The 20,900-nt window shown below is 42.5% G+C and carries 16 protein-coding genes, 1 tRNA gene and 1 riboswitch; of the genes, 12 read left to right on the top strand and 5 right to left on the bottom strand.

Going from position 1 to position 20,900, the window contains the following annotated elements:
* Positions 1 to 131 precede the first annotated feature (131 nt).
* From K9M52_RS06630 to K9M52_RS06610, 5 genes are all read left to right on the top strand, one after another.
* Positions 132 to 809, top strand: a complete 678-nt coding sequence (locus K9M52_RS06630) for a FadR/GntR family transcriptional regulator (protein ID WP_224071275.1) — start codon at positions 132 to 134, stop codon at positions 807 to 809.
* 49 nt (positions 810 to 858) lie between these two features.
* Positions 859 to 2,082, top strand: coding sequence for an ATP-grasp domain-containing protein (locus K9M52_RS06625; protein WP_224071274.1), 1,224 nt, complete (start codon positions 859 to 861; stop codon positions 2,080 to 2,082).
* A 208-nt stretch (positions 2,083 to 2,290) separates the two neighbouring features.
* Positions 2,291 to 6,094 carry a DNA-directed RNA polymerase subunit beta gene (gene rpoB / locus K9M52_RS06620; protein ID WP_224071273.1) on the top strand — a complete coding sequence of 1,268 codons (3,804 nt, stop codon included), beginning with the start codon at positions 2,291 to 2,293 and terminating at the stop codon, positions 6,092 to 6,094.
* Between the two features lie 524 nt (positions 6,095 to 6,618).
* On the top strand, positions 6,619 to 7,269 hold the full coding sequence (locus tag K9M52_RS06615) for an Rpn family recombination-promoting nuclease/putative transposase (RefSeq protein WP_224071272.1): 651 nt from the start codon (positions 6,619 to 6,621) through the stop codon (positions 7,267 to 7,269).
* A gap of 107 nt (positions 7,270 to 7,376) precedes the next feature.
* Positions 7,377 to 7,637: a hypothetical protein gene (locus K9M52_RS06610; protein WP_224071271.1), complete on the top strand. Its 261-nt coding sequence runs from the start codon at positions 7,377 to 7,379 to the stop codon at positions 7,635 to 7,637.
* Between the two features lie 220 nt (positions 7,638 to 7,857).
* On the opposite strand, the gene alr is transcribed toward K9M52_RS06610, so the two are convergent.
* The 5 genes from alr to K9M52_RS06585 form a co-directional block, all read right to left on the bottom strand.
* The gene (gene alr / locus K9M52_RS06605) at positions 7,858 to 9,018 is read right to left on the bottom strand and encodes an alanine racemase (protein ID WP_224071270.1); all 1,161 of its coding nucleotides are present in this window, start codon (positions 9,016 to 9,018) and stop codon (positions 7,858 to 7,860) included.
* Between the two features lie 6 nt (positions 9,019 to 9,024).
* On the bottom strand, positions 9,025 to 10,176 hold the full coding sequence (locus K9M52_RS06600) for an amidohydrolase (protein WP_224071269.1): 1,152 nt from the start codon (positions 10,174 to 10,176) through the stop codon (positions 9,025 to 9,027).
* 353 nt (positions 10,177 to 10,529) lie between these two features.
* On the bottom strand, positions 10,530 to 11,792 hold the full coding sequence (locus tag K9M52_RS06595; RefSeq protein ID WP_224071268.1) for a homoserine dehydrogenase: 1,263 nt from the start codon (positions 11,790 to 11,792) through the stop codon (positions 10,530 to 10,532).
* 6 nt (positions 11,793 to 11,798) lie between these two features.
* Entirely contained in the window at positions 11,799 to 12,857 is a 1,059-nt protein-coding gene (locus K9M52_RS06590) for a homoserine O-acetyltransferase family protein (RefSeq protein ID WP_224071267.1), read from the bottom strand.
* A 51-nt stretch (positions 12,858 to 12,908) separates the two neighbouring features.
* A complete protein-coding gene (locus tag K9M52_RS06585) occupies positions 12,909 to 14,213 on the bottom strand; it encodes an O-acetylhomoserine aminocarboxypropyltransferase/cysteine synthase family protein (protein WP_224071266.1) in 1,305 nt (434 codons plus the stop codon).
* A 466-nt stretch (positions 14,214 to 14,679) separates the two neighbouring features.
* Positions 14,680 to 14,788, bottom strand: a riboswitch (SAM riboswitch).
* 214 nt (positions 14,789 to 15,002) lie between these two features.
* On the opposite strand from K9M52_RS06585, the gene K9M52_RS06580 reads away from it, so the two are divergent.
* The 7 genes from K9M52_RS06580 to K9M52_RS06550 all read left to right on the top strand — a co-directional run bounded on the left by K9M52_RS06580 (position 15,003) and on the right by K9M52_RS06550 (position 20,885).
* Positions 15,003 to 15,075, top strand: a tRNA-Lys gene (locus K9M52_RS06580).
* 144 nt (positions 15,076 to 15,219) lie between these two features.
* Entirely contained in the window at positions 15,220 to 16,461 is a 1,242-nt protein-coding gene (locus K9M52_RS06575; protein WP_224071265.1) for a hypothetical protein, read from the top strand.
* Between the two features lie 162 nt (positions 16,462 to 16,623).
* Complete coding sequence (locus K9M52_RS06570; RefSeq protein ID WP_224071264.1) at positions 16,624 to 16,950, top strand: helix-turn-helix domain-containing protein; 327 nt, start codon at positions 16,624 to 16,626, stop codon at positions 16,948 to 16,950.
* 37 nt (positions 16,951 to 16,987) lie between these two features.
* Complete coding sequence (locus tag K9M52_RS06565) at positions 16,988 to 18,304, top strand: DUF3987 domain-containing protein (protein ID WP_224071263.1); 1,317 nt, start codon at positions 16,988 to 16,990, stop codon at positions 18,302 to 18,304.
* A gap of 309 nt (positions 18,305 to 18,613) precedes the next feature.
* Positions 18,614 to 19,549: a hypothetical protein gene (locus K9M52_RS06560; RefSeq protein WP_224071262.1), complete on the top strand. Its 936-nt coding sequence runs from the start codon at positions 18,614 to 18,616 to the stop codon at positions 19,547 to 19,549.
* 137 nt (positions 19,550 to 19,686) lie between these two features.
* Positions 19,687 to 20,076, top strand: a complete 390-nt coding sequence (locus K9M52_RS06555; protein ID WP_224071261.1) for a plasmid mobilization protein — start codon at positions 19,687 to 19,689, stop codon at positions 20,074 to 20,076.
* Complete coding sequence (locus tag K9M52_RS06550) at positions 20,073 to 20,885, top strand: relaxase/mobilization nuclease domain-containing protein (protein ID WP_224071260.1); 813 nt, start codon at positions 20,073 to 20,075, stop codon at positions 20,883 to 20,885. Before K9M52_RS06555 ends, K9M52_RS06550 begins: the two co-directional genes overlap by 4 nt.
* The last annotated feature ends 15 nt before the right edge of the window (positions 20,886 to 20,900 follow it).

The following is a 20,900-nucleotide window of genomic DNA, read 5'->3' as shown; positions in this document are numbered from 1 at the left end:
CAGCGTGCCGGGCGCCTACCTGCCCGGCACGCTGCGTCCGTCATTATGACAAGTGGTTGTTATAAAGGTTTCACCGGGAAGGTCAATTGGGAAAAGTATATTATTTTTGGAGAATTAAGTACGCCTACTGCATGAAAGATATAGATAAAAAATCGCTGGTTGATAAAATAGAAAAAAAACTGGTCGAATTGCTCTCCAGCAAGGAGTACACGATCGGTGCTGTGATCCCGAAAGAAATAGAGCTCGCGGAGCGCCTTGGTGTCAGCCGTACTGTTGTACGCGAAGCACTATCACGGTTGCGAACACGTGGGATGATTGAGTCACGTAAAAAAAGAGGCTCCGTGATTACGAGCCCGGATATTGTATCGGTTATCGAAAAGGGGATGAATCCCGATATGCTGGATCAAAAAACGCTGAAAGATATTTTTGAAATGCGTCTGGCGCTCGAGATTGGGATGGCGGATTTTATCATTAAACGAGTCACACAGGAAGATATCACAGCGCTGAAAGCGATTGTCGCCAGGGAGGCGCCATTGGTAGCACCCAATACATTTTCCATAGATGAGGAGATCGCGTTTCATAGCAAGCTTTATGAAATATCGGATAATGATACGATGAAGGGATTTCAGAAGATGCTATTACCGATCTTTAACTATGTACATAGCAGCGGGATGCTCAATGATATGCCCGTTTTCAAGAAAATTGTCACCCACAGTGACTTGGTCACCCTTATAGAAACCGGTTCTGCTGACAAGTTACGAAAAGGAATGCGGCAGCATTTAAACGGCCATTTTAAACGGATCTTTTGATGCCGGGGCCTGCATCCATAAGTTAACCCCCTTAATACCCACAGTTTATATGCTAGCGCAGCCACGCCGTCAGTTCAATAGCGATTTTAACCAGGAGAAATACCAGGAGTATCTGCATTTGCTGAAAGCAGATTTCCCCGATGCGTTGGATTTTAGAGTGGCGGAAACGCCAGTCTTCATATCGACTGGTTTTTTGCATAAAATGCAGGTTGTTTGTGACTACATTATTGATCAGGTTAAGTCACCCCATTTTATGCGGAGGACAGAAATGGCGATCCCAGAAGGCCTGAAAGTGCCCGGGGATGAGGGATACCCCCATTTTCTTATATTTGACTTTGGGATTTGCGATGACAAGGACGGAAATTACAGCCTACAACTAATAGAAATGCAGGGTTTTCCAACCTTATTTGCCTATCAGCTTCAGCAGTATAAAGCAGCGGCAACAGCTTACCGGCTACCGGAAGGCTTTACTCCTTTTATGGAGAACTTTGATGACGAAAAAGTAAAATCGATCCTGGGGGAGCTATTAAAAGGGAAGGAGAATAAAGACAATACATACCCACATACTATTTTACTCGAACTATTCCCCGAAAAACAGAAAACGCGTATAGACTTTCTGTACACAGAAAAATATTTTGACATCCCAACTGTTTGCCTGACGGAACTCAGAAAAAAAGGAAGCCAGCTATATTATAACAGGAATGGCAGGGATATCAGGATTGACCGGATCTATAACCGGCTGATATTCGATGAGCTCTCCGGTCAGCCACCCGAGGTGCGAAAACAGGCAGAAATGCTCATGGAGCCACTGGATATCACATGGATTACCCATCCTAACTGGTTTTACCGGCTTAGCAAGTTTACATTGCCATTACTGTCAAACCCCGGGATACCCGAAACCAGATTGCTTTCTGATTTTACGACTTTTCCCGGAGATCTGGAAAACTATGTACTGAAACCGTTATTTTCTTTCGCCGGCAATGGTGTTGTTATTGATGTGACAGAGGCAGACATAGCCTCGGTACCCGTTGAACAATATAGTAATTATATATTGCAGAAGAAGGTTAATTATGCCCCGGTGATCCGGACTCCGGATACAGCAGCCAAGGCTGAGATCCGGTTGTTTTATGTCTGGCCGGAAGGTGCGGACCGACCAATAGCCATTTGTAATCTGGCAAGACTTACAAAGGGAAATATGGTCGGAGTAGCCCAGAATAAAAATAAGAGCTGGGTAGGGGGGAGTTTTGCATTATTTGGTGAGGGAGAAGGTTGAATCCTTAGAAAAAAGTTAAATATCCTCCGTAAAATGAATTTCTCAGCGGCAAGGAAAATTCATTTTGCCGGTAATGATACAATTCGTACCTTTGTTGCCCTTTAAAATTGGGTAAATAAACAGATAAAATAGGAAAATGGCCAATTTCTTCCTGTTTTTATCTGCTGTTTGCCTCGACTTAATTAAGTAAAACCGGTTAAAATCAGATATGTCATCAACTAAAGTTACCAACAGGATCAGCTTCGGTAAAACCAAACACCTGGCTGAAACCCCTGACCTATTAGACATTCAGCTTGAATCTTTCCGCGAATTTTTCCAATTAGAAACAACGCCCGATAAGCGTAATAACGAAGGCCTCTTCCGTGTATTTAAAGAGAACTTTCCTATTACCGATACGCGTAATATCTTCATGTTGGAGTTCCTGGATTATTTTGTGGATCCTCCCCGTTATTCTATTGAAGAATGTATGGAGCGCGGACTCACCTATGCTGTACCGTTAAAAGCCAAATTACGGTTAAGTTGTAACGATGAGGAGCACGTAGATTTCCAGACCATTGTACAGGATGTATTCTTAGGAAACATTCCTTACATGACCCCTAGAGGTACCTTTGTGATCAATGGTGCTGAGCGTGTTATCGTATCCCAATTGCACCGTTCACCCGGTGTATTCTTTGGGCAGTCTACACACCCCAACGGAACGAAGATCTATTCTGCCAGAGTGATTCCTTTCAAAGGTGCCTGGATGGAATTTGCGACAGACATTAATAATGTGATGTATGCCTATATCGACCGTAAGAAGAAATTCCCGGTTACTACCTTACTTCGTTCTATCGGATTTGAGACAGATAAGGATATTCTGACATTATTTGGTATGGCCACTGAAGTGCCTGCCGATAAAAAATCCCTGGAAAAACATGAAGGCCAGAAACTCGCTGCCCGTGTCCTGAAAGCATGGGTAGAAGATTTTGTGGATGAGGATACCGGGGAAGTCGTTTCTCTGGAAAGAAACGAAGTAGTACTGGAACGTGATACTGTACTGGATGAAGAAAGCATCCAGCTGATCGCTGACCTGGAAGTGAAAAGCGTATTTATCCAGCGTGAAGACGTTGGTGGAGACTACGCTATCATCTATAATACCCTGAATAAGGATACCACCAACTCAGAACTGGAAGCCGTTCAGTTTATCTACCGTCAATTGCGCGGTGCTGATGCGCCGGATAATGAGACTGCCCGTGGTATTATTGATAAATTATTCTTCAGTGACAAACGTTATGACCTGGGTGAAGTCGGTCGCTATAAAATTAATCGTAAGCTCGACGTCAAGCAGAAATTACAGAACAAAGTCCTGACCAAAGAAGATATTATTGAAATCATCAAGTATCTGGTACGCCTGACCAATGGTAAAGCAGAAATTGATGATATCGATCACCTGAGCAATCGTCGTGTAAGAACGGTAGGTGAGCAGTTATATGCGCAGTTCGGTGTTGGTTTGGCCCGTATGGCCAGAACCATCCGCGAAAGAATGAATGTACGTGATAATGAGGTGTTTACGCCGGTTGACCTGATCAATGCCCGTACCCTGTCCTCTGTGATCAATTCATTCTTTGGTACTTCTCAGCTCTCTCAGTTCCTGGATCAGACCAATCCGCTTTCCGAGATCACCCACAAACGCCGTATCTCCGCACTGGGACCCGGTGGTCTGAGTCGCGAACGTGCCGGATTTGAGGTGCGTGACGTACACTATTCTCACTATGGTCGTCTTTGTACCATTGAAACGCCGGAAGGACCGAACATTGGTTTGATTTCTACGCTTTGTGTACACGCGAAAATTAATGATATGGGCTTTATTGAAACGCCGTATCATGAAGTGCACGAGGGCAAAGTGGATTTGAAGCATTTGAAATTCCTGAGCGCAGAAGAGGAAGATGAGGCCAAGATTGCCCAGAGCAGCGCGCCATTAGATGATAAGGGTGTGTTTGTGGATGAGCGTATCATCAGTCGTGAGACGGGTGACTTCCCTGTACTGGACAGAAGTGATGTGGAATATATGGACGTGGCACCTAACCAGATTGTTGGTCTGAGTGCCTCTTTGATTCCCTTCCTGGAACATGATGATGCCAACCGTGCCCTGATGGGATCGAACATGCAGCGTCAGGCGGTTCCATTATTATTACCACAGGCACCTATTGTAGGGACTGGCCTGGAAGGCAAAGCCGCGCGTGATGCCCGTATCCAGATCCATGCTGAAGGAGATGGCGTTGTTGAATTTGTTGATGCTAAAGAGGTGCATGTAAGATATAACAGAAACGATGCAGACAGACTGGTTAGCTTTGAAGATGACCTGATTGTCTATAAGCTCACGAAGTTTATCAAAACCAACCAGGCAACCTCCATTAATCTGCGCCCGGCCGTTAAGAAAGGGCAGCATGTGAAGAAAGGAGACTTCCTGACAGAAGGTTATGCGACCAAGGACGGAGAACTGGCCCTGGGACGTAACATGCAGGTAGCCTTCATGCCTTGGAAAGGATACAACTTTGAAGATGCCATCGTAATTAACGAGAAAGTTGTCAGAGAAGACTTGTTCACTTCCATACATATTGAAGAGTATGAATTGGAAGTACGTGATACCAAATTAGGGGAAGAAGAGTTAACCGCTGATATTCCCAATGTATCTGAGGAAGCGACTAAGGACCTGGACGAGCATGGTATTATCCGTATCGGTGCTACTGTTCGCGAAGGGGATATCCTGATCGGTAAAATCACTCCTAAAGGTGAAAGCGATCCGACACCGGAGGAAAAGCTCCTGAGAGCGATTTTCGGAGATAAAGCAGGTGATGCCAAGGATGCTTCTCTGAAAGCACCTAATGGTACTGAAGGGGTGGTCATCGACAAAAAACTCTTCCAGAGAGCGAAAAAAGACAAGAACGGTAAGATCCGTGAGAAAGCCCAACTGGAAAAGATCGAGAAAGTACATAATGAAAACGCAGCCGGACTGAAAACGCTGCTCCTGGAAAAATTGCAAACCCTGCTGAAGGAAAAATCTTCTGCCGGTGTAAGTAACAATTTTGGAGAAATGCTGATCGGTAAAGGAGCGAAATTCAATCAGAAGAATCTCGGTTCCGTCGATTATCAGAACGTCAATCCATTAGGATGGACTTCTGATGAAACGGTTGATAATCAAATCAATATCCTGTTACATAACTACAATATCAAGTACAACGAAGAACTGGGACGTTATAAGAGAGAGAAATTCAATATCTCTATCGGAGACGAACTGCCTGCGGGTGTGCTGAAGCTGGCCAAAGTATACTTAGCTGTTAAGCGTAAGCTGAAAGTAGGGGATAAAATGGCGGGCCGCCACGGAAACAAGGGTATTGTGGCCAAGATTGTAAGAGCAGAAGATATGCCGTTCATGGAAGACGGTACACCGGTAGATATCGTCCTCAATCCATTGGGGGTACCTTCCCGTATGAATATCGGACAGATCTATGAGACTATCCTGGGATGGTGCGGTAAGAATCTGGGGGTCAAGTTTGCAACGCCGATCTTCGACGGTGCAGAACCGGAAGAAATCGCAGAATACTGTGAGAAAGCCGGTATTCCATCCATGGGTCATACTTATCTGTATGATGGCGAAACCGGTGAGCGCTTTGATCAGAAGGCCACTGTTGGTGTGATCTATATGATCAAACTGCACCACATGGTCGATGATAAGATGCATGCCCGTTCAATCGGGCCATACTCTCTGATTACTCAGCAGCCACTCGGTGGTAAGGCTCAGTTTGGTGGTCAGCGTTTCGGGGAAATGGAAGTTTGGGCACTTGAAGCATACGGTGCGGCCAACATCCTGCAGGAGTTGTTAACCATTAAATCTGATGACATCATCGGTCGTGCCAAGACTTATGAGGCCATCGTTAAGGGAGACAACCTGCCGAAGGCTGGTATCCCTGAATCCTTCAATGTACTGGTACATGAGTTACGAGGATTAGGTCTGGATCTTAAATTTGATTAATAGCAGCGGCGGTAACGCCTCCTGACAGATAACAAAAGCCCGCAAACATGCAAATTCAATATGCATGTTGCGGGCTTTTTGTTTGTAATTTGATTGAGGGAAGAACCAAAGCTGCTAATATGAATAAGAACGACCCTGCCTGTGGTGCTTTCGACGATGTCTGTTTTTTGACTGCTGCTCTATGAAAGAGGTATATTTTTCCCATTTATTTTTCGACTTCCCCCAAATGCCTATCCTCACTGCATTACAGATGTGAATAACCTGACTAAAATATTCCCTGCTAAAATTGGTAAAAGGAGCCCTTATACGGACTTTTGCAATAGCGATTATGAAAAACAGAAGCTTCCATTCGAAAGATAGCTTGCTATAATATTTTTCCAATTACTCCCTTTTGGGTTGTTGATTGTAAAATGGGGTCTGACATCTCGTTTTGAAGGGCAATTGACCTTATGTGCTGCCCATTGAACTTGTTTGAAAAAGCAGGTAAAGAATTATTGTTTATTCACTTTAAATGACATTGTATAATGAAATCTACGTTTTCACCCCAACCCCGCCCGCCAAAAGGGCGATATTTCGATTTGATGACCTGGCACGGATTCGACAAGATATTTAATGCCCAACATGATTATAGCCGGTTTCTCGCCTTTGCAAATGCCATTTTTGGGAGCAAACATTTTTTTAGTGATGCGGAGTTTGTCTCAGGAGATTCTTTTTTACTCGTTCCTCCGTCTGTGAAAGCAAAAAAATTTGACATCCTCTGTAAGGTGCGTTCCAGGGCATTGATAATAGCAGAACGGGCCAGGTATAAAACGAAGGACTTCGACAAAAGAAATATAGAGCGGTTAGAAGTGGCCATTGGTAACAGCAGGCAGGACAAGGAAAAGCCACGGTTTGATTCCTTTGTCAATATTAATATTGCGGATTTTATTGTCTGGGAGGACCGGGAAGAGCCTATTCATATTGTGGGGCTGGCCGCTGTTGACGAGCGGCCTGAAGATATATTAAATATAACCATTGAGTTGCCGAAGTTCAATAAAGATATTGATGAGCTGGAAACAGAGCTGGATAAATGGCTCTATTTATTAAAGAACATGCCTTATCTCAGCAAGCGGCCTGCCGTTTACGATACGCCGGTATTCAAAGAACTGTTCAAATGCGCGAAACTTCCCTTGTAATACTGTTTCGGAAGATCAGTTGACCAACTGGAATCTGTTGTGAAGGAACAGGCGGAGAACCGGCGTAAAGAATTGCTATTTTATAACCATTTAAATTGTATAGAATCATGTCTAATCATCTTGGAAGTTATATGCTGAATGATGTGCTGAAGTCTGCATTGAAACTGGGCATATTTGAAAAACTTGAAAAGGATACGACCAGGGCTTTTTTGAAAGAAATATTCATCACCTGTGTCGACTATGATTGTAACCACGGAGAAATTCTGGAAGATATTGCCGGAGATTTCGAGATCTGTTATTGCTGCCTTGAGTATGATAAACCATTGCAAGATGGCTTATGTCAAAAATGTGATGACTGGGAAGACTAAATGGAAGGCACTGTTTCCATGAGCCCTTATTACACTGCGATTTAAACAGGTTTCTTATTTACATGAGCCCGCATATTTGCAAATGATGCATGCGGGCTTTCTTGTGCGACTTTAAAAGGTATTGTAGGAGGATATGGGTTGTAGACTCAATCGAGGCTTGACTGAAGGTAAAGACAGACGGCAAGCCTGAATGACGCCGGTCAACACAATATAACAGGAGCTACTGGTTTAAATAAATTCTCGGTATGTCCATGGGGAGTCTGGTAAGTAGCTCGTAATTGAGTTGGTTGGACAGCTCACCGAATGAGGCAACGGAGATTTCCAGATCATCCGCCGCCCCAATAAGCACGACTTCATCCCCCACCTGTGCATCCTGTACTTGCTGAAGCGATATGACAAATGAATTCATATTGACATTGCCCAGGACCGTTGTTCTGACGCCCCGGATCAATACTCTCCCGGAATTGCTCAGTGTGCGGCTATAGCCATTGCTGTATCCCACCGGAACGATGCCGACCTGCATATCTTCAGATGCCTGGTAGCTGTTACCATAGCCGATAAATTCGCCCATGGAAACTTTTTTGATGGCCATCAGCCGGCTTTTCCAGGTGATGACCCGGTGGAGGTTAAAGTTCGGCAGTTTATTGCTTCTCAAATATTCAATTTTAATTTCCGGGGAGGGCCAGAATCCATACTGTAAAATGCCGATCCGGACCAGGTCAAAACGCATTTTCACAAGCCGAATGGCTGCGGCGCTGCAGCAGGTATGCGTGCGTTCAGGCGTCAGTCCCGCCTGAAGAAATAACTTACGTGTTTTGACAAAGCGCTTCTGCTGCCTTTCAATTCTCAGGTAATTGGCAATGCTTTCTGCTCCGGCAAAATGTGTACAGAGGCCACTGAAAACATAATGCATCTTGTTAGCCATCAGAAAAGGAATGACCTCTTTGATGACTGTCTGTTGGTTAAAGCCTGTTCTATTCATGCCTGTCTCCAGCTCCAGATGGATTTTTGCAGGAATATTGAGTACTGCGGCCAATGAAATCGCTTCCTTAAGCCGCCCCATGTCAAAAACAAAAAAGGAAAATCCTGACCGAATGACCCATTCTAACTGTCCGGGAGCAATATCACCCATGATCATCATCTCAGAGGTTTTTTCTCTGAGTACGCTACTTACCCGTGCAGCTTCGCCGGTGCTGAAAACAGAAAAATGCCGTATACCAAGCTTCTCTGCGAGCGGAACGAACGCTTCTATACCATGCCCGTATGCATTTCCTTTGACAACCGAAGAAATTTCTACATCGGGCCCCATTTCCTGACGTAAAAAATCAAGATTAAAGGCCAGTGCCTCCGGGTTTAAAACAATCTCACTGGTGTTTTCCATAGTGGCTTAGTCCTCTTTGTTTAAATAGTCTCGTAATACCTTTTCAAATATATCGCTGGCCGGTGCTATTAATTCATCCACAAAATCATAGTCTGGATTATGCAAGGCCGGATGATCTTCGCCGGCGCCCATACCAAACATGGCTCCTTTGAACTGCCGGGTAAATAATCCAAAGTCCTCACCCCATTTCATGGGGTTCGGCAGAAACTGAACGGATAGCTCCAGAGACAAGGCAGCAGCCTTGATCTGATTGACGACAGACGCATCATTCTCATTGGCTTCAAAGCGTTCGGTCCAGCCAATTTGTGTTCCAAGTCCGAATTCAGTACCGATAGACTCTGCCAGTCTTTCCATTTCATGGGATCGTTTGTCCAGCAGTTTATTTTCCCAGGACCGGATAGTCAGGTGAATTTCGCCATCTCCTGCAGTGATACCATAGGACTTTTCACCCATGTGTATATAGACAGGAGATACCAGAAAGAAATTTGCGGCTTGTGGGTCGGTGCGGGCCATTTCCAATGCCTTTTGCAAAAAAACAGCAATGGCAGGTGCTGCACAGATACCTGTCTCTGGTTGGGCTGCATGGCTGGTTTTGCCCTTGTACTGGACGATGATCGATCGGACTGCAGGCGTAAAGTTGCCTTCGCGTATTAGCACGCTTCCTTTTTTATAACCCGGTATATTATGTAAGGCCACTACCTGATCCGGCCCTTTGTTACCGACAATTTTCTTAAATACCGGATCAGATAATACGGCTCGTGCGCCTTCACCATTTTCTTCCGCCGGTTGAAAGAGCAGATAGGCTGTACCTTTCGTTAGAGGACGCTGATGCAATAGCCAGGCTAACCGGGCTAAAATGGCCATGTGGCCATCATGGCCACATTTATGGCTCTTGCCTGGGTAGGTAGATCTGTGTTCAAAGGTGTTGCTCTCCTGAATGGGAAGGGCATCCAGCTCTGCCCTGATAAGCATACGCTTTCCAGGTTTGCCGCCTTTATACACCAGGACTAAGCCGTTGCCGCCTACTTCATGTATTTCTGTAGGAGAGAAGGGTTCTACAAATGCACGTAACAGCTCCCGGGTGGCAGCCTCATTACCGGAAATGTCGGGAAACCGGTGCAGCATTTTTCTGAAGTCTATAAAATGTTTTAATTCCATAAAAGAATATTTAAGTGACGCAGCACCTTGAAACAGCCAATGAGAGGTAAAAGGCGTTATGGAAATAAGAACCGGTCAATGAACAAAGAGGCACAGACCTTGCCACAATCGTCCAGTTTTCGAGATGCCAGCTGATAGTATTATAAATACCCCTTCCTAAACAAATTTACCAAAATTATGCGGGGATACAGCAGCAAGAAAGGTTAAAAGGTTGTAAGACAGTCAAATCAGATATTACAATGATTTGGCAAGCAAAAAGTCTTAAATGAATAACGGAATGGCGATTGCCGTCATCACTTAAGACTTAATGAAATATGAACCACAACTTATAAAACTTCGTTATTTATCCGGCATTAAAGACAGATACCGGCTAACTCCAGACTGCGGCGTTTCGCATTACGGGAATCAATTTCCTCAATAATGCCATCGGCAGCCAGAATCAGGGAGACGCCGTTTTCTTTCCACCAGTTATCTTTTTGCAGTTTTGCAAAATGTATAACACCTGTCAGATAGCTTCTTTCCAGCCCAGCATGCCACTCTTCAATCCACTCAAAATCTTCCTTACGGATCTTTTTAATATCATCAAAACTAATATAGACCCTGACATAGAAATCACTGGTTAGTTCCTTAGGTGTATGATGATAAAGTTTCTTGTATTCGTATTTATAACCATAACGTAAGGCTGAGACGTCACTCATTACAGCCGAACCGGTGGCCAGACTGCCCGCCCCCTTGCCATAGAAGAACTGACGGTCAGCAAACCCGCTTTCAATAACCACTCCATTAAATTCATTTTTGACAAAAGCCAGCTGATCGTCCAGCTTCACAAACTCCGGGAGCACATAGGCGGCAACCTTGCCGTTAAGCAAAGTCTTAGCCTGGGCTACCAGTTTAATGTCAAACCCCTTCTCTTTGGCTACCATTGCATCGGAGAGCTGTATATTCTGTATACCGGAGAAAAGGATCTTGTCAATGGTTTCAACAATGCCATAGGCATGATTGAGCAAAATCACCCATTTATTGACTGCATCAAACCCTTCAACGTCCAGGGAAGGGTCGCTTTCCGCAAAGCCTAATTGCTGTGCCAATATCAGGGCATCCTGAAAACCAATCTTATCATCAAACATCTTGGTCAGGATAAAGTTGGTCGAGCCATTGACGACAGCACGGATAGAATGCAGTAAGTCATTGTCATAATACTCTTCAAGATTGCGGATCACCGGAATAGAGGCACAGGCCGCCGCTTCGCAAAGGAATGGCTGGCCGGTTTGTTTTTGCAGTTCCAGTAATTCTGCCAGGTGTTCTGCCACCATTTTTTTACTGGCACTGACAACCGCTTTACCGTTTTTAAGCGCGGTGCTGACAATCTCATAGGCTGCTTGTGAATCATCAATTACTTCGACGATGACATTAATTTCCGGATCATTCAGTAACACATCCCTTTCAGTTGTAAAAAGCTCTTCCGGTGCATTTCTTTTCTTACCCGGATGCTTGATACAGGACTTTTTGATGCGGGCATTCAGAGAAGGGGTCTGTTGCAGGATCTTATAGAGACCTTCTCCAACGACGCCGAATCCAAACATGCCTATGACGATGTCTTTATGTTTATTATTCATTTGGGTTTAATTTTTGGGGGTTAAAAAGCGTGCTATTAATTTTTCAATCGTATCGAATTCAAGTAAGAAGCCATCGTGACCATACATAGAGTTAATAATATGCACTTCCGCATCTTTTATATGTTCGGCCAGATAAAGCTGTTCATCCGGCGGGAAAAGTATGTCTGTAAAAATGCCGATGATGAGTGTCCTCGCATTGATTAAACCCAGCGCCTGTTCAACGGATCCACGGTTTCTCCCGACATTGTGGCTATCCATAGACCTGCTGAGCGAATGGTAACTGAAGGCATTAAAACGCCTGGCCAGCTTTTCACCCTGATAACGCTGATAGGTCTCTGCCCTGAAAATCTGACTGTCTATCTGTTTATCCGCTGTTTCCGGACTAAATCCCTGCTGTGTCTTATTATAGGCGGTATAGTCGCGATAGGATAATAACGCAATGGAACGGGCTACCTTCATACCGTTATAGCCGGCATCCGCGCTTTTAGAGGACCAGGTACAGTCACTTTCAATTGCCATTCTCTGGGAAGCGTTCAGGGCAATACCCCAGGGCGAATGCCTGGCATTGGTGCCAATGGGAATAATATTTTCAAAACGGTCTGGTTCCATAATAGCCCATTCCAGTAATTGCATGCCGCCCATGGAGCCCCCAATACCTATCCAGATTTTGTCGATGTCCAGATGGGCACGAAGATGTTGGTAGGTGCTGATCATATCACGCAGCGTAAACAGGGGAAATTCATGATAGTACGGCTCTCCGGTATTAGGATCTGTATCCAGCGGATAGGTGCTCCCATAGTGACTGCCGGGCATATTCACGCAGATAATAAAATGCTCTTTGGGGTCGAAGATCTTGTTGTCTCCGACCAGTCCCGGCCACCAGTCGGCAGCTTCGCTGCTGGCGGTCAGGGCATGGAAAACCCAGACAACATTGTCTTTCGCTGCATTCAGCGTACCATAGGTCGTGTATTGCAAATGAAAACCCGGGAGTACCACGCCACTTTCGAGTGTAATGGGGTCCGAGTGTTGGTAAATAAGTTGATCCACTTGTATTGTTTGTTCCATTTGTATATAAAAGAAGGCAAATCCTGTCATCAGGATCTGCCCCGCATAACTTTAATCCAGGGCTGCGATAGCCTGTCTGAAATCTTCAATAATATCATCAATATGCTCAAAGCCCACACTGACACGGATCAGGTTAGGCAGCACGCCTGCTGCTTTCTGATCTGCCTCGCTCAGTTGTTCGTGCGTGGTGGATGCCGGATGAATAACAAGAGTTTTGCCATCTCCGACATTCGCTAATAAAGATGCCAGTTTGAGGTTATTAATCACCTTTAAGGCGCGTTCTTTATCGCCTTTAACACCAAAGTTCAAAACTCCGCCGGCACCTTTGGGAAGATATTTTTTTGCCAGCTCGTAATAGGGGCTGCTCTCCAGTCCGGGATACCATACGAAATCTACTTGGTTATTTTCTTCCAGCCATTTGGCGAGCGCCAGAGTATTGGAAACGGTCCTTTCCATTCTGAGGCTAAGGGTTTCCAGACCCTGAAGCAATAAGAATGAATTAAAGGGACTAGGAGCCGGCCCGAAATCTCTAAGGCCCTCCACGCGTGTACGGATCGCAAATGCGATATTAGGTAAGCCTAGGGGGTTGTTTACGCCAAAGGTTTGGGCAAAGTTGAGCCCGTGATAACTTTCGGAAGGTTCTGAGAACTGCGGGAACTTACCATTACCCCAGTCATAGTTGCCACCATCGATCACGACGCCTCCTATGGAGGTGCCGTGACCACCAATCCATTTAGTGGCGGCATGGGTAATCACATTGGCGCCCCATTCAAAGGGACGGAAAAGGTACCCGCCAGCTCCAAATGTGTTATCTACGATAAAAGGGATATCATGTTTTTGAGCTACGGCGGCTATTTTTTCAAAATCAGGGATATTGAGTCGTGGGTTTCCCAAGGTTTCCAGATAAATTGCCTTGGTATGTTCATCGATCTGGGCTTCAAATGCCTCAGGCTTGTCGCCGTCTGTGAACTTGACTTTTATGCCCAGGCGTTTAAAAGACACGCTGAACTGGTTATAAGTACCGCCATATAAGAAGGGAGAGGAAACAAAATTGTCACCCGTCTGAAGGATATTGGTTAAAGCCAGAAACTGCGCAGACATGCCAGAAGCAGTGGCGACTGCTGCGACACCACCTTCCAGGGCCGCTATGCGCTGCTCAAACACATCGGTGGTGGGATTCATGATACGGGTATATATATTGCCGAATTCTTTCAATCCAAAGAGGTTGGCTGCATGTACGACGTCATTAAATACAAAAGAAGTTGTCTGGTAGATGGGCACTGCACGAGAAAGCGTAGTCGCTTCAACGGGTTGACCTGCATGAAGTTGCAAGGTTTCAAATTTAAGTTTACTCATGAAAGTAAAAATTTAGAAGTTTTAGTAACAAAAAACTGAAAAAATCTGAAGGAGGGCAGGTCTTATGCCTGCGGGCGAAGATAGCGCAGCTGAAAAGCTTATGCGCCCATACACATACAACAACAGCACATTGCAGGCGCAATGGACATCATACGAATGGCTTGTATATTTGTTGTTTTTTGCATTTTACTCCACAAATTTAATAGATTAATTTTTTAATTACCAAATAAAATCTTGAGGCAATCTCACTCATAGAGCTACAACTCATTGGTTATCTTCTTCTTAATGCCGTTAGGCATCTAAGGGAGATAGGTAATGAACTGTGATAAACTAAGAAGAAAGAATAGGAGGCTGACTAATACAGAAATATGCCGGAATGCATTGTTTAATCGTCAAATGCAAAAAAAAGCCTGCCAAGTCAGGCAAGCTCATTATGATTAATTGAAATCAATTTTAAGTTAACGCTGACTTATCTACCCGTAAGTTATAAACGAACGGTTGGATTTGGCACCTTTCACTTTCGTGAGGTTGCCAAGGCTTCATCGGGCCAATCCCTCTGCCTTTCTTGATAAGATACCTTAAAGAACTGGCGCAAAGGTAGGGTGAAATCTCACACAAAAAAAATAATTTACGAAATATCGTGTGATTTGGGTGAAAGATCCGAGAATTATCAGAAATCATGATTAGCTGAAACATTGGAGAACAGTAGTATTAACATAGCAGTATGGCAGAAATTTTTAATTGGTATTTGGAATAAACAAATTATTTACTGAAATTGCACCCTCAATTGACTCCGTAGCTCAGTTGGTAGAGCAGCTGACTCTTAATCAGCGGGCCCAGAGTTCGAGTCTCTGCGGGGTCACATCAGATCAACCACTTACACATTAAAAAATGTAGGTGGTTTTTTTATTTGATACACATTTTGATACACAGTCTTGAATTTTGCCATTTTTTCTTCCTTTTTTTTATAAATTAGATTTTGCTTAACAATAAGTGCATGTGATTTATGAATAATCAACACAGATTCAGTGACGAATACCTACTGAAATTGAAAGCTCGGCAAGAAAAGATGCGAGTTTACAAGAATTTGAAAGCCCATGAGCATTATAGAATTCGCTATATCCAGGCAACCAAAAATCTTCTGGTTAATTTTTATATCCAAGAATTCAACAAAGGCAATAAGGAAAGTAACGTTTTTCAATTTTTATTTTATGGGAGACGGGCGAACGCTTTTTTGAAATTTAAAAAACCCGGTAGGTTTATTATCCCGGTTCATTCAGAAAGGACGTTTTTGGAAGATGCAAAGCATAAAATTGGGTTTTCTATATTTGTAGGGTTATTTTCTTTAATGGAGCGGATATTTATCCCTTTATTGGGTGATAATATTAAGAAGACCAAGGTAGCTGAGTTTGTAGTCAATTATAGAGGGCTTGGGTATATGCTAATTTTGACTTTACTTGAAAGTGAGACCGACTGGACTGATGACTATGAATATGTAATCAAAAAATTCAATAGGGGCGTTATTTCTTTTTTCATCGGTTCGGTCTTAACTCATTATTCAAATAGGGATGTCTATGAAATGGTAAAATCTGTTCGAAGAAAATTGCGGTTTGACAACTTTTATATATTTAAGGACGAGGATATTTTTTCAGAAGATCTTTGGTTGAAAATGTGGGATAACTTCTTTTCTGAAGTGATTTTAAATATTGTTCAAGATTCAATAATGAGCGGATCTCAAGACTTTTTGAGAGAACCATTTAGTTCTGATTTCGATGGGTGGCAGTCAATTTTTGAAGAAATGAAGGAGGAAGAGAAGAGTGACTCAGGAGATTCGTTGTTTTGCATAACGAATAATTGCTCTTCCAGAATGATCAAGGAATTTATTCTAGATTATTTGGCCAATAATAAGAGTGAGGTTAAAGGGATTCAGGTATGTAGAATGTTGGTGGAAGTCCCTAGAGTCCCAAATGAAAGGGAAAAAGTGGTGGATGGCTATAATATATTGCTTGCAACTTTAGTCAAAAAGCTGATGGATGGGAATTTGATACGAAAGGAGCTCAGGGATAATCATTTAAAGCTTATTATGTTAATAAATTTAGTGTTTGATTTGGATCTGAAAGGGCCTATTGTGCATCTTAAAGCTAAGCGCTTAGAGGAAATATTGTATCATGACGATAAAAGGTATACTGATTGCTTTTATGATCTTGACAAAGCGATTGAGAATTTTTTAGAAGGTAGTATAGATTAGGCGGAATAATAGTTTTTTCTTAAAAAGGCGAAACTCCTGGAACTTTTAATACGGTTCTAGGAGTTTCGCCTTTTTATTTTTGAGGTTTTAGGTTTGTGCTGTAATAAATTAATAGCTACTAGCGCTGGCAGCTGTATTCATTTCTTATCAAAAATATTAATTATGAACAATGAACAGAATCCCTTTACAGAAATTAATTCAAGGCTAGAAGCGCTTTCATTGGAAGTGCAGAACTTAGGATTAATGAAAATAGAGAGGCCGGAAGATGAAAATGAAGTTCTTGATCTCTCTGGGGCGTCTACCTTGCTAAAAATCCCAGAAGCAAGCATCCGGTTTCACATAAAGAATAATCTTTTGCCGTGTCATAAGCCAGGGAGGCGACTTCTTTTTTTAAAAAATGAACTTCTGAATTGGCTAGTGTCATTTGGCAATGGAGAAGTTGAGGAACAAAAGGCTAAACTTTTTAAGAAAAAATATAATCTTAAATGACCAACTAATTAATTATAAGAATATTGAAACTTTAATTATGAAATCAAAAGTTGTTTCAGATAGTATTATCGGGCACGGTCGTATGAAAATTAATATTAAAGATTACTCAGTGGATGATTTGTTTGAGAGTGCGTTTGGAAATGAAGAACAGGCAATCGCAAGGCAGCTATTTCAAAATGCGGGATTTTTAGTTCCTTTTACATTGGGCTCTCTATTAGCCGCTGCTTCGATTGCAATCGGTAATGCGGTGAAAATAGAAACTTCACCTAATAGGGTGGAATCTGCTGTAGTTTTTGTTGGACTGGTTGGACCAAAGGGGTCTGGAAAGACTGATCCTTTGAGGTTCGCGCTTGCATTACTTGAAAAATTGAATTCGCAGTATGCCTGTGAATATAAAAATGATTTGAAGGCTTTTTTATCTGATCAAACCTTACCCAAACCAGTTGAAAAGAAAATTTTGCTTAAAAATTCCACAACAGAAGCTCTGACCATGCGGCTGATGCAAAACCCGAGAGGAGTTGGTATCGCTGTTGATGAGATGCAATCCTGGTTTGGGAGCTTCGATCGTTACGCACATGGTAGCTCCGATCAGGCATTTTGGTTGTCAATTTTTAGTTCCATCTCCATAGAGGTGGACCGTAAGACAAGCGAGAGTTTCCGGGTTGATAATCCTTTCTGCACTGTTATAGGTGGAATCCAGCCACTTATTATTCCCTCATTAGGAGGGAAAATGAGGGATGTTGATGGCTTTTTGGATAGAATTTTGTTTGTTAAACCACGAACATTTTCTCCTCAGGCGATGCGATTTGGCGGAATTGAAACGGAAATTATTGACTGCTGGGAAAGAAAATTAAAAATAATACTTGATCTCCCATATTCAAAAAATGATTTCCGGGTCTTAAAAATTGAACCGAAGGCGATCGAACTAATTCAAGTCTGGAACAAACAAGATTTAATTTCCAGGCAGTCGGATCATCAATATTGGGGGATCATGGCGAAGTTAGACCGGTATCTTTTTCGATTTGCCTTGATTTTCCGTGTATTAAAGTATGCTGGTGGCCAACATTTGGATTATATTGAGGTAGCTGATGTTCAATCTGCCCTGAAGTTAGTGAAGTACTTTTCTGAAACGGCATTAGATGTTCTCGGGGAACTTTATGGATCTAAAGTTCATTCCCTGCCTGAGAACAAACAGAGTTTATTTTACAACCTGCCCTGCGCCTTTACTACAGAAATGGGGCTAATAGAGGCCAAGAAGTTGGGAGTTCCAGAAAGAACTTGTAAGCGGTTTTTTAGTGATAGCCGATTTTTTAGAAGGGTTGCACAAGGTAAGTATGAAAAGAAGCCCCCCTAAGCCATTAATGGCATTCTTGGCATTTTTACTTTCTTATAACCTATCGTGTGGTGTCTTTAGCTGGCACAAATGTCGGTATTTGTGCCAGCTAGTATAATGGTGTTTATGGGATTGTGCCATAAATGCCATTAAAAGTGCGTATTAATCCACCAATTGATCGGCGTAATTCGTGGCTGTATTTTTTTATAACCTAATCTTTTTGCACCATTGAATATTTGCCCTTGACCTGCCTTCTTATCTATTTTGTTGAGAAAAGGTGGTAAAAGTAATTATGAGATTTCTTTAAAGATTAAAATAAAATTTGAATTTATGATAATAGAAGAAGCAAGGAAAATAGCCATTATTGACTATTTAGCCTATTTAGACATTTACCCGGTTTGTGAAACAAATGGGAAATGCAGTTTTTTTTGTCCATTTGAAAAAAATAGCTTGATCCCTTCTTTTGAAGTTGACCTAGCTAGAAATCAATGGCATGATTTCTTTATAGATATGAAAGGTGATTTAATTTCTTTTGGCACAAGATTTCACAATTGTTCTCTTTTTGATTTTTTACAGAAGTTGGATGATTTCTCCCTTTCATTATTGCCTGAAGGAAGATTAGATAAACTGACCGGAAAGAATCAAAGGCAACCTGGAATTCGGATTATATCTGTAGAGCCAATTTCTTCTCCGGAGCTAATTCAATTTTTGAAAGCGAAAAAAATAGTTTTAGAGTTAGCCAATAATTATTTTCATGAACTTGAAATAGAATTTCCTTTAATTGGTAATCGTTTAAAGGTACTTGGTTTACCAAATGAGTCTGGTGGGTTTCAATTGAGGGCTTTAAATTTTAAAGGGAGCACTTCTTCGGATGTTAGCTTTATTGATAATGACGCATGCTCGTTGGTCGTAATTGATGATTTGTTGGATTGCTTAGTGGCAATGCAGGGTAACCCCGACCTTCCATTCCCGACAAATTGGCTGGTGTTGAATGGCCAAGGTATGAATGCAAAAGTTGACGAAATAATGTTACTTCATGATGAAGTCTACCTCCTTCTGGGGAATGATAAAGACACCTCCGGTATCAGGAAAAGAGCGCTGTCGTTAGCTTCGGGAAATAGTATTAAAATTACTGATCTCGCTCCGCTCGATCATAATTTTAATACTATTTCCGAATGGGTGTTTAACAACACCCAGAACGTGCGCTCTGCGCCCGTAAGCAAAAACTCTAGAGAGGATCATAGGCCACGCGGTTTCCGCAGATAGTGCAAAATGGTAGCAGCCAGCTATGCTGAATTGGCTAACTCGTGCCTCGTAATGCCATTCAGCGCTGGCTTTTTTCATATTCCGCTTGGGGCTCCATATTCAAAAAGTTGCCCCCAAATCATCTAAAGATAATTTTTATGGAAGATCAGAATCAACTGAACACCCCCTTTGTTAACCAAGGGGATTTGCTCCCAGTAGGAGCAAATAAACGGACCCGTATTTTACGGGTAGTATGTAACGAAAGGGAAAAAGAACTTCTTTTTGCTAAAGCAAGAGCCGCTGGTCTGTCTCTCTCGGCATTTCTGCGAGCAGCAGCGATGGACTGCAAAGTTGTCATGAAAAACCAACTTCCACCGGAAGTGCTTTTACTGACAGCCAGAGTTGCCGGGTGTGCCAGTTCTCTCAATCAGCTGGCCAAGTTTAATAATCAACACATCCAATTTACACCTGATGAAATCATCAGCTTATTCACCATGATTGAGGAGCTGCGTCAAGTGTCAAACGAAATCAAAAACTATTTAAGATGATCGGTAAGTTTATCCTGGGTACCAGTTTTTCTGGGCTGGTCAATTACTTAATTTCTGATAAGAAACATAAAGGCAATGACCTATTATCTAAACCAATGGTTGGTCGGGCGGAGATCTTGGGTTATAATAATATATATGGTGATAAAGATGATTTAATAAGACAGTTCACTGAAGTTAGCCAACTAAACCGGCGCCAGTCTAAACCAGTACTTCATCTATCTCTAAGTTTTTCAAAAAGCGATCCAGTTACGACTGATCTAATATTCAAGATTGTGGATGAACTAGCTAAAGACTTCAATTTTGTAGACAATCAATATCTAATTATCAGACACCACGATACATCAGAGACCCACGGGCATGTGCATCTATGCATTAACCGGGTCAATTTAAGTGGCAAAACAAACGTGTCAGATAGCCATTCGTATAAAAGAACATCTGATTTCTGCCGCAAAATAGAAACTAAATATGATTTGCAAGCGGTTATGGCTCCCAGACGTTTTTTGCCCAAGAATCAGCGACTAATTCCACGTAAGGACAATAGGAAGCTAAAACTGAAAAAACTCATAAAGGAGGCTGTAGCTAAGGCAAAATCAATAGAAGATTTGAGTTTGCTCTTGGCAGAGAAAGGTATTAAGACCATAAAGGGCCGGGGATTGAGTTTTGTAGACAATAAATCCATGAAAATTAAGGGGTCCGAAATCGGATACTCACTTGCCAAGGTTGAAAAACAAATTAAAGTCAACCTTAACCCTGAAAAAAGACCAATAGTTCGTGACCTAAAGCAAAGAATCCAGAAAATTTCTAGGTAACAATTTTTTTTAATT

It is taken from the genome of Arachidicoccus terrestris, assembly GCF_020042345.1.
Classification (GTDB): Bacteria; Bacteroidota; Bacteroidia; order Chitinophagales; family Chitinophagaceae; genus Arachidicoccus; species Arachidicoccus terrestris.
The sequence above is the reverse complement of the archived record's forward strand: the minus strand, read 5'-3'. Positions and strand labels throughout refer to the sequence as shown.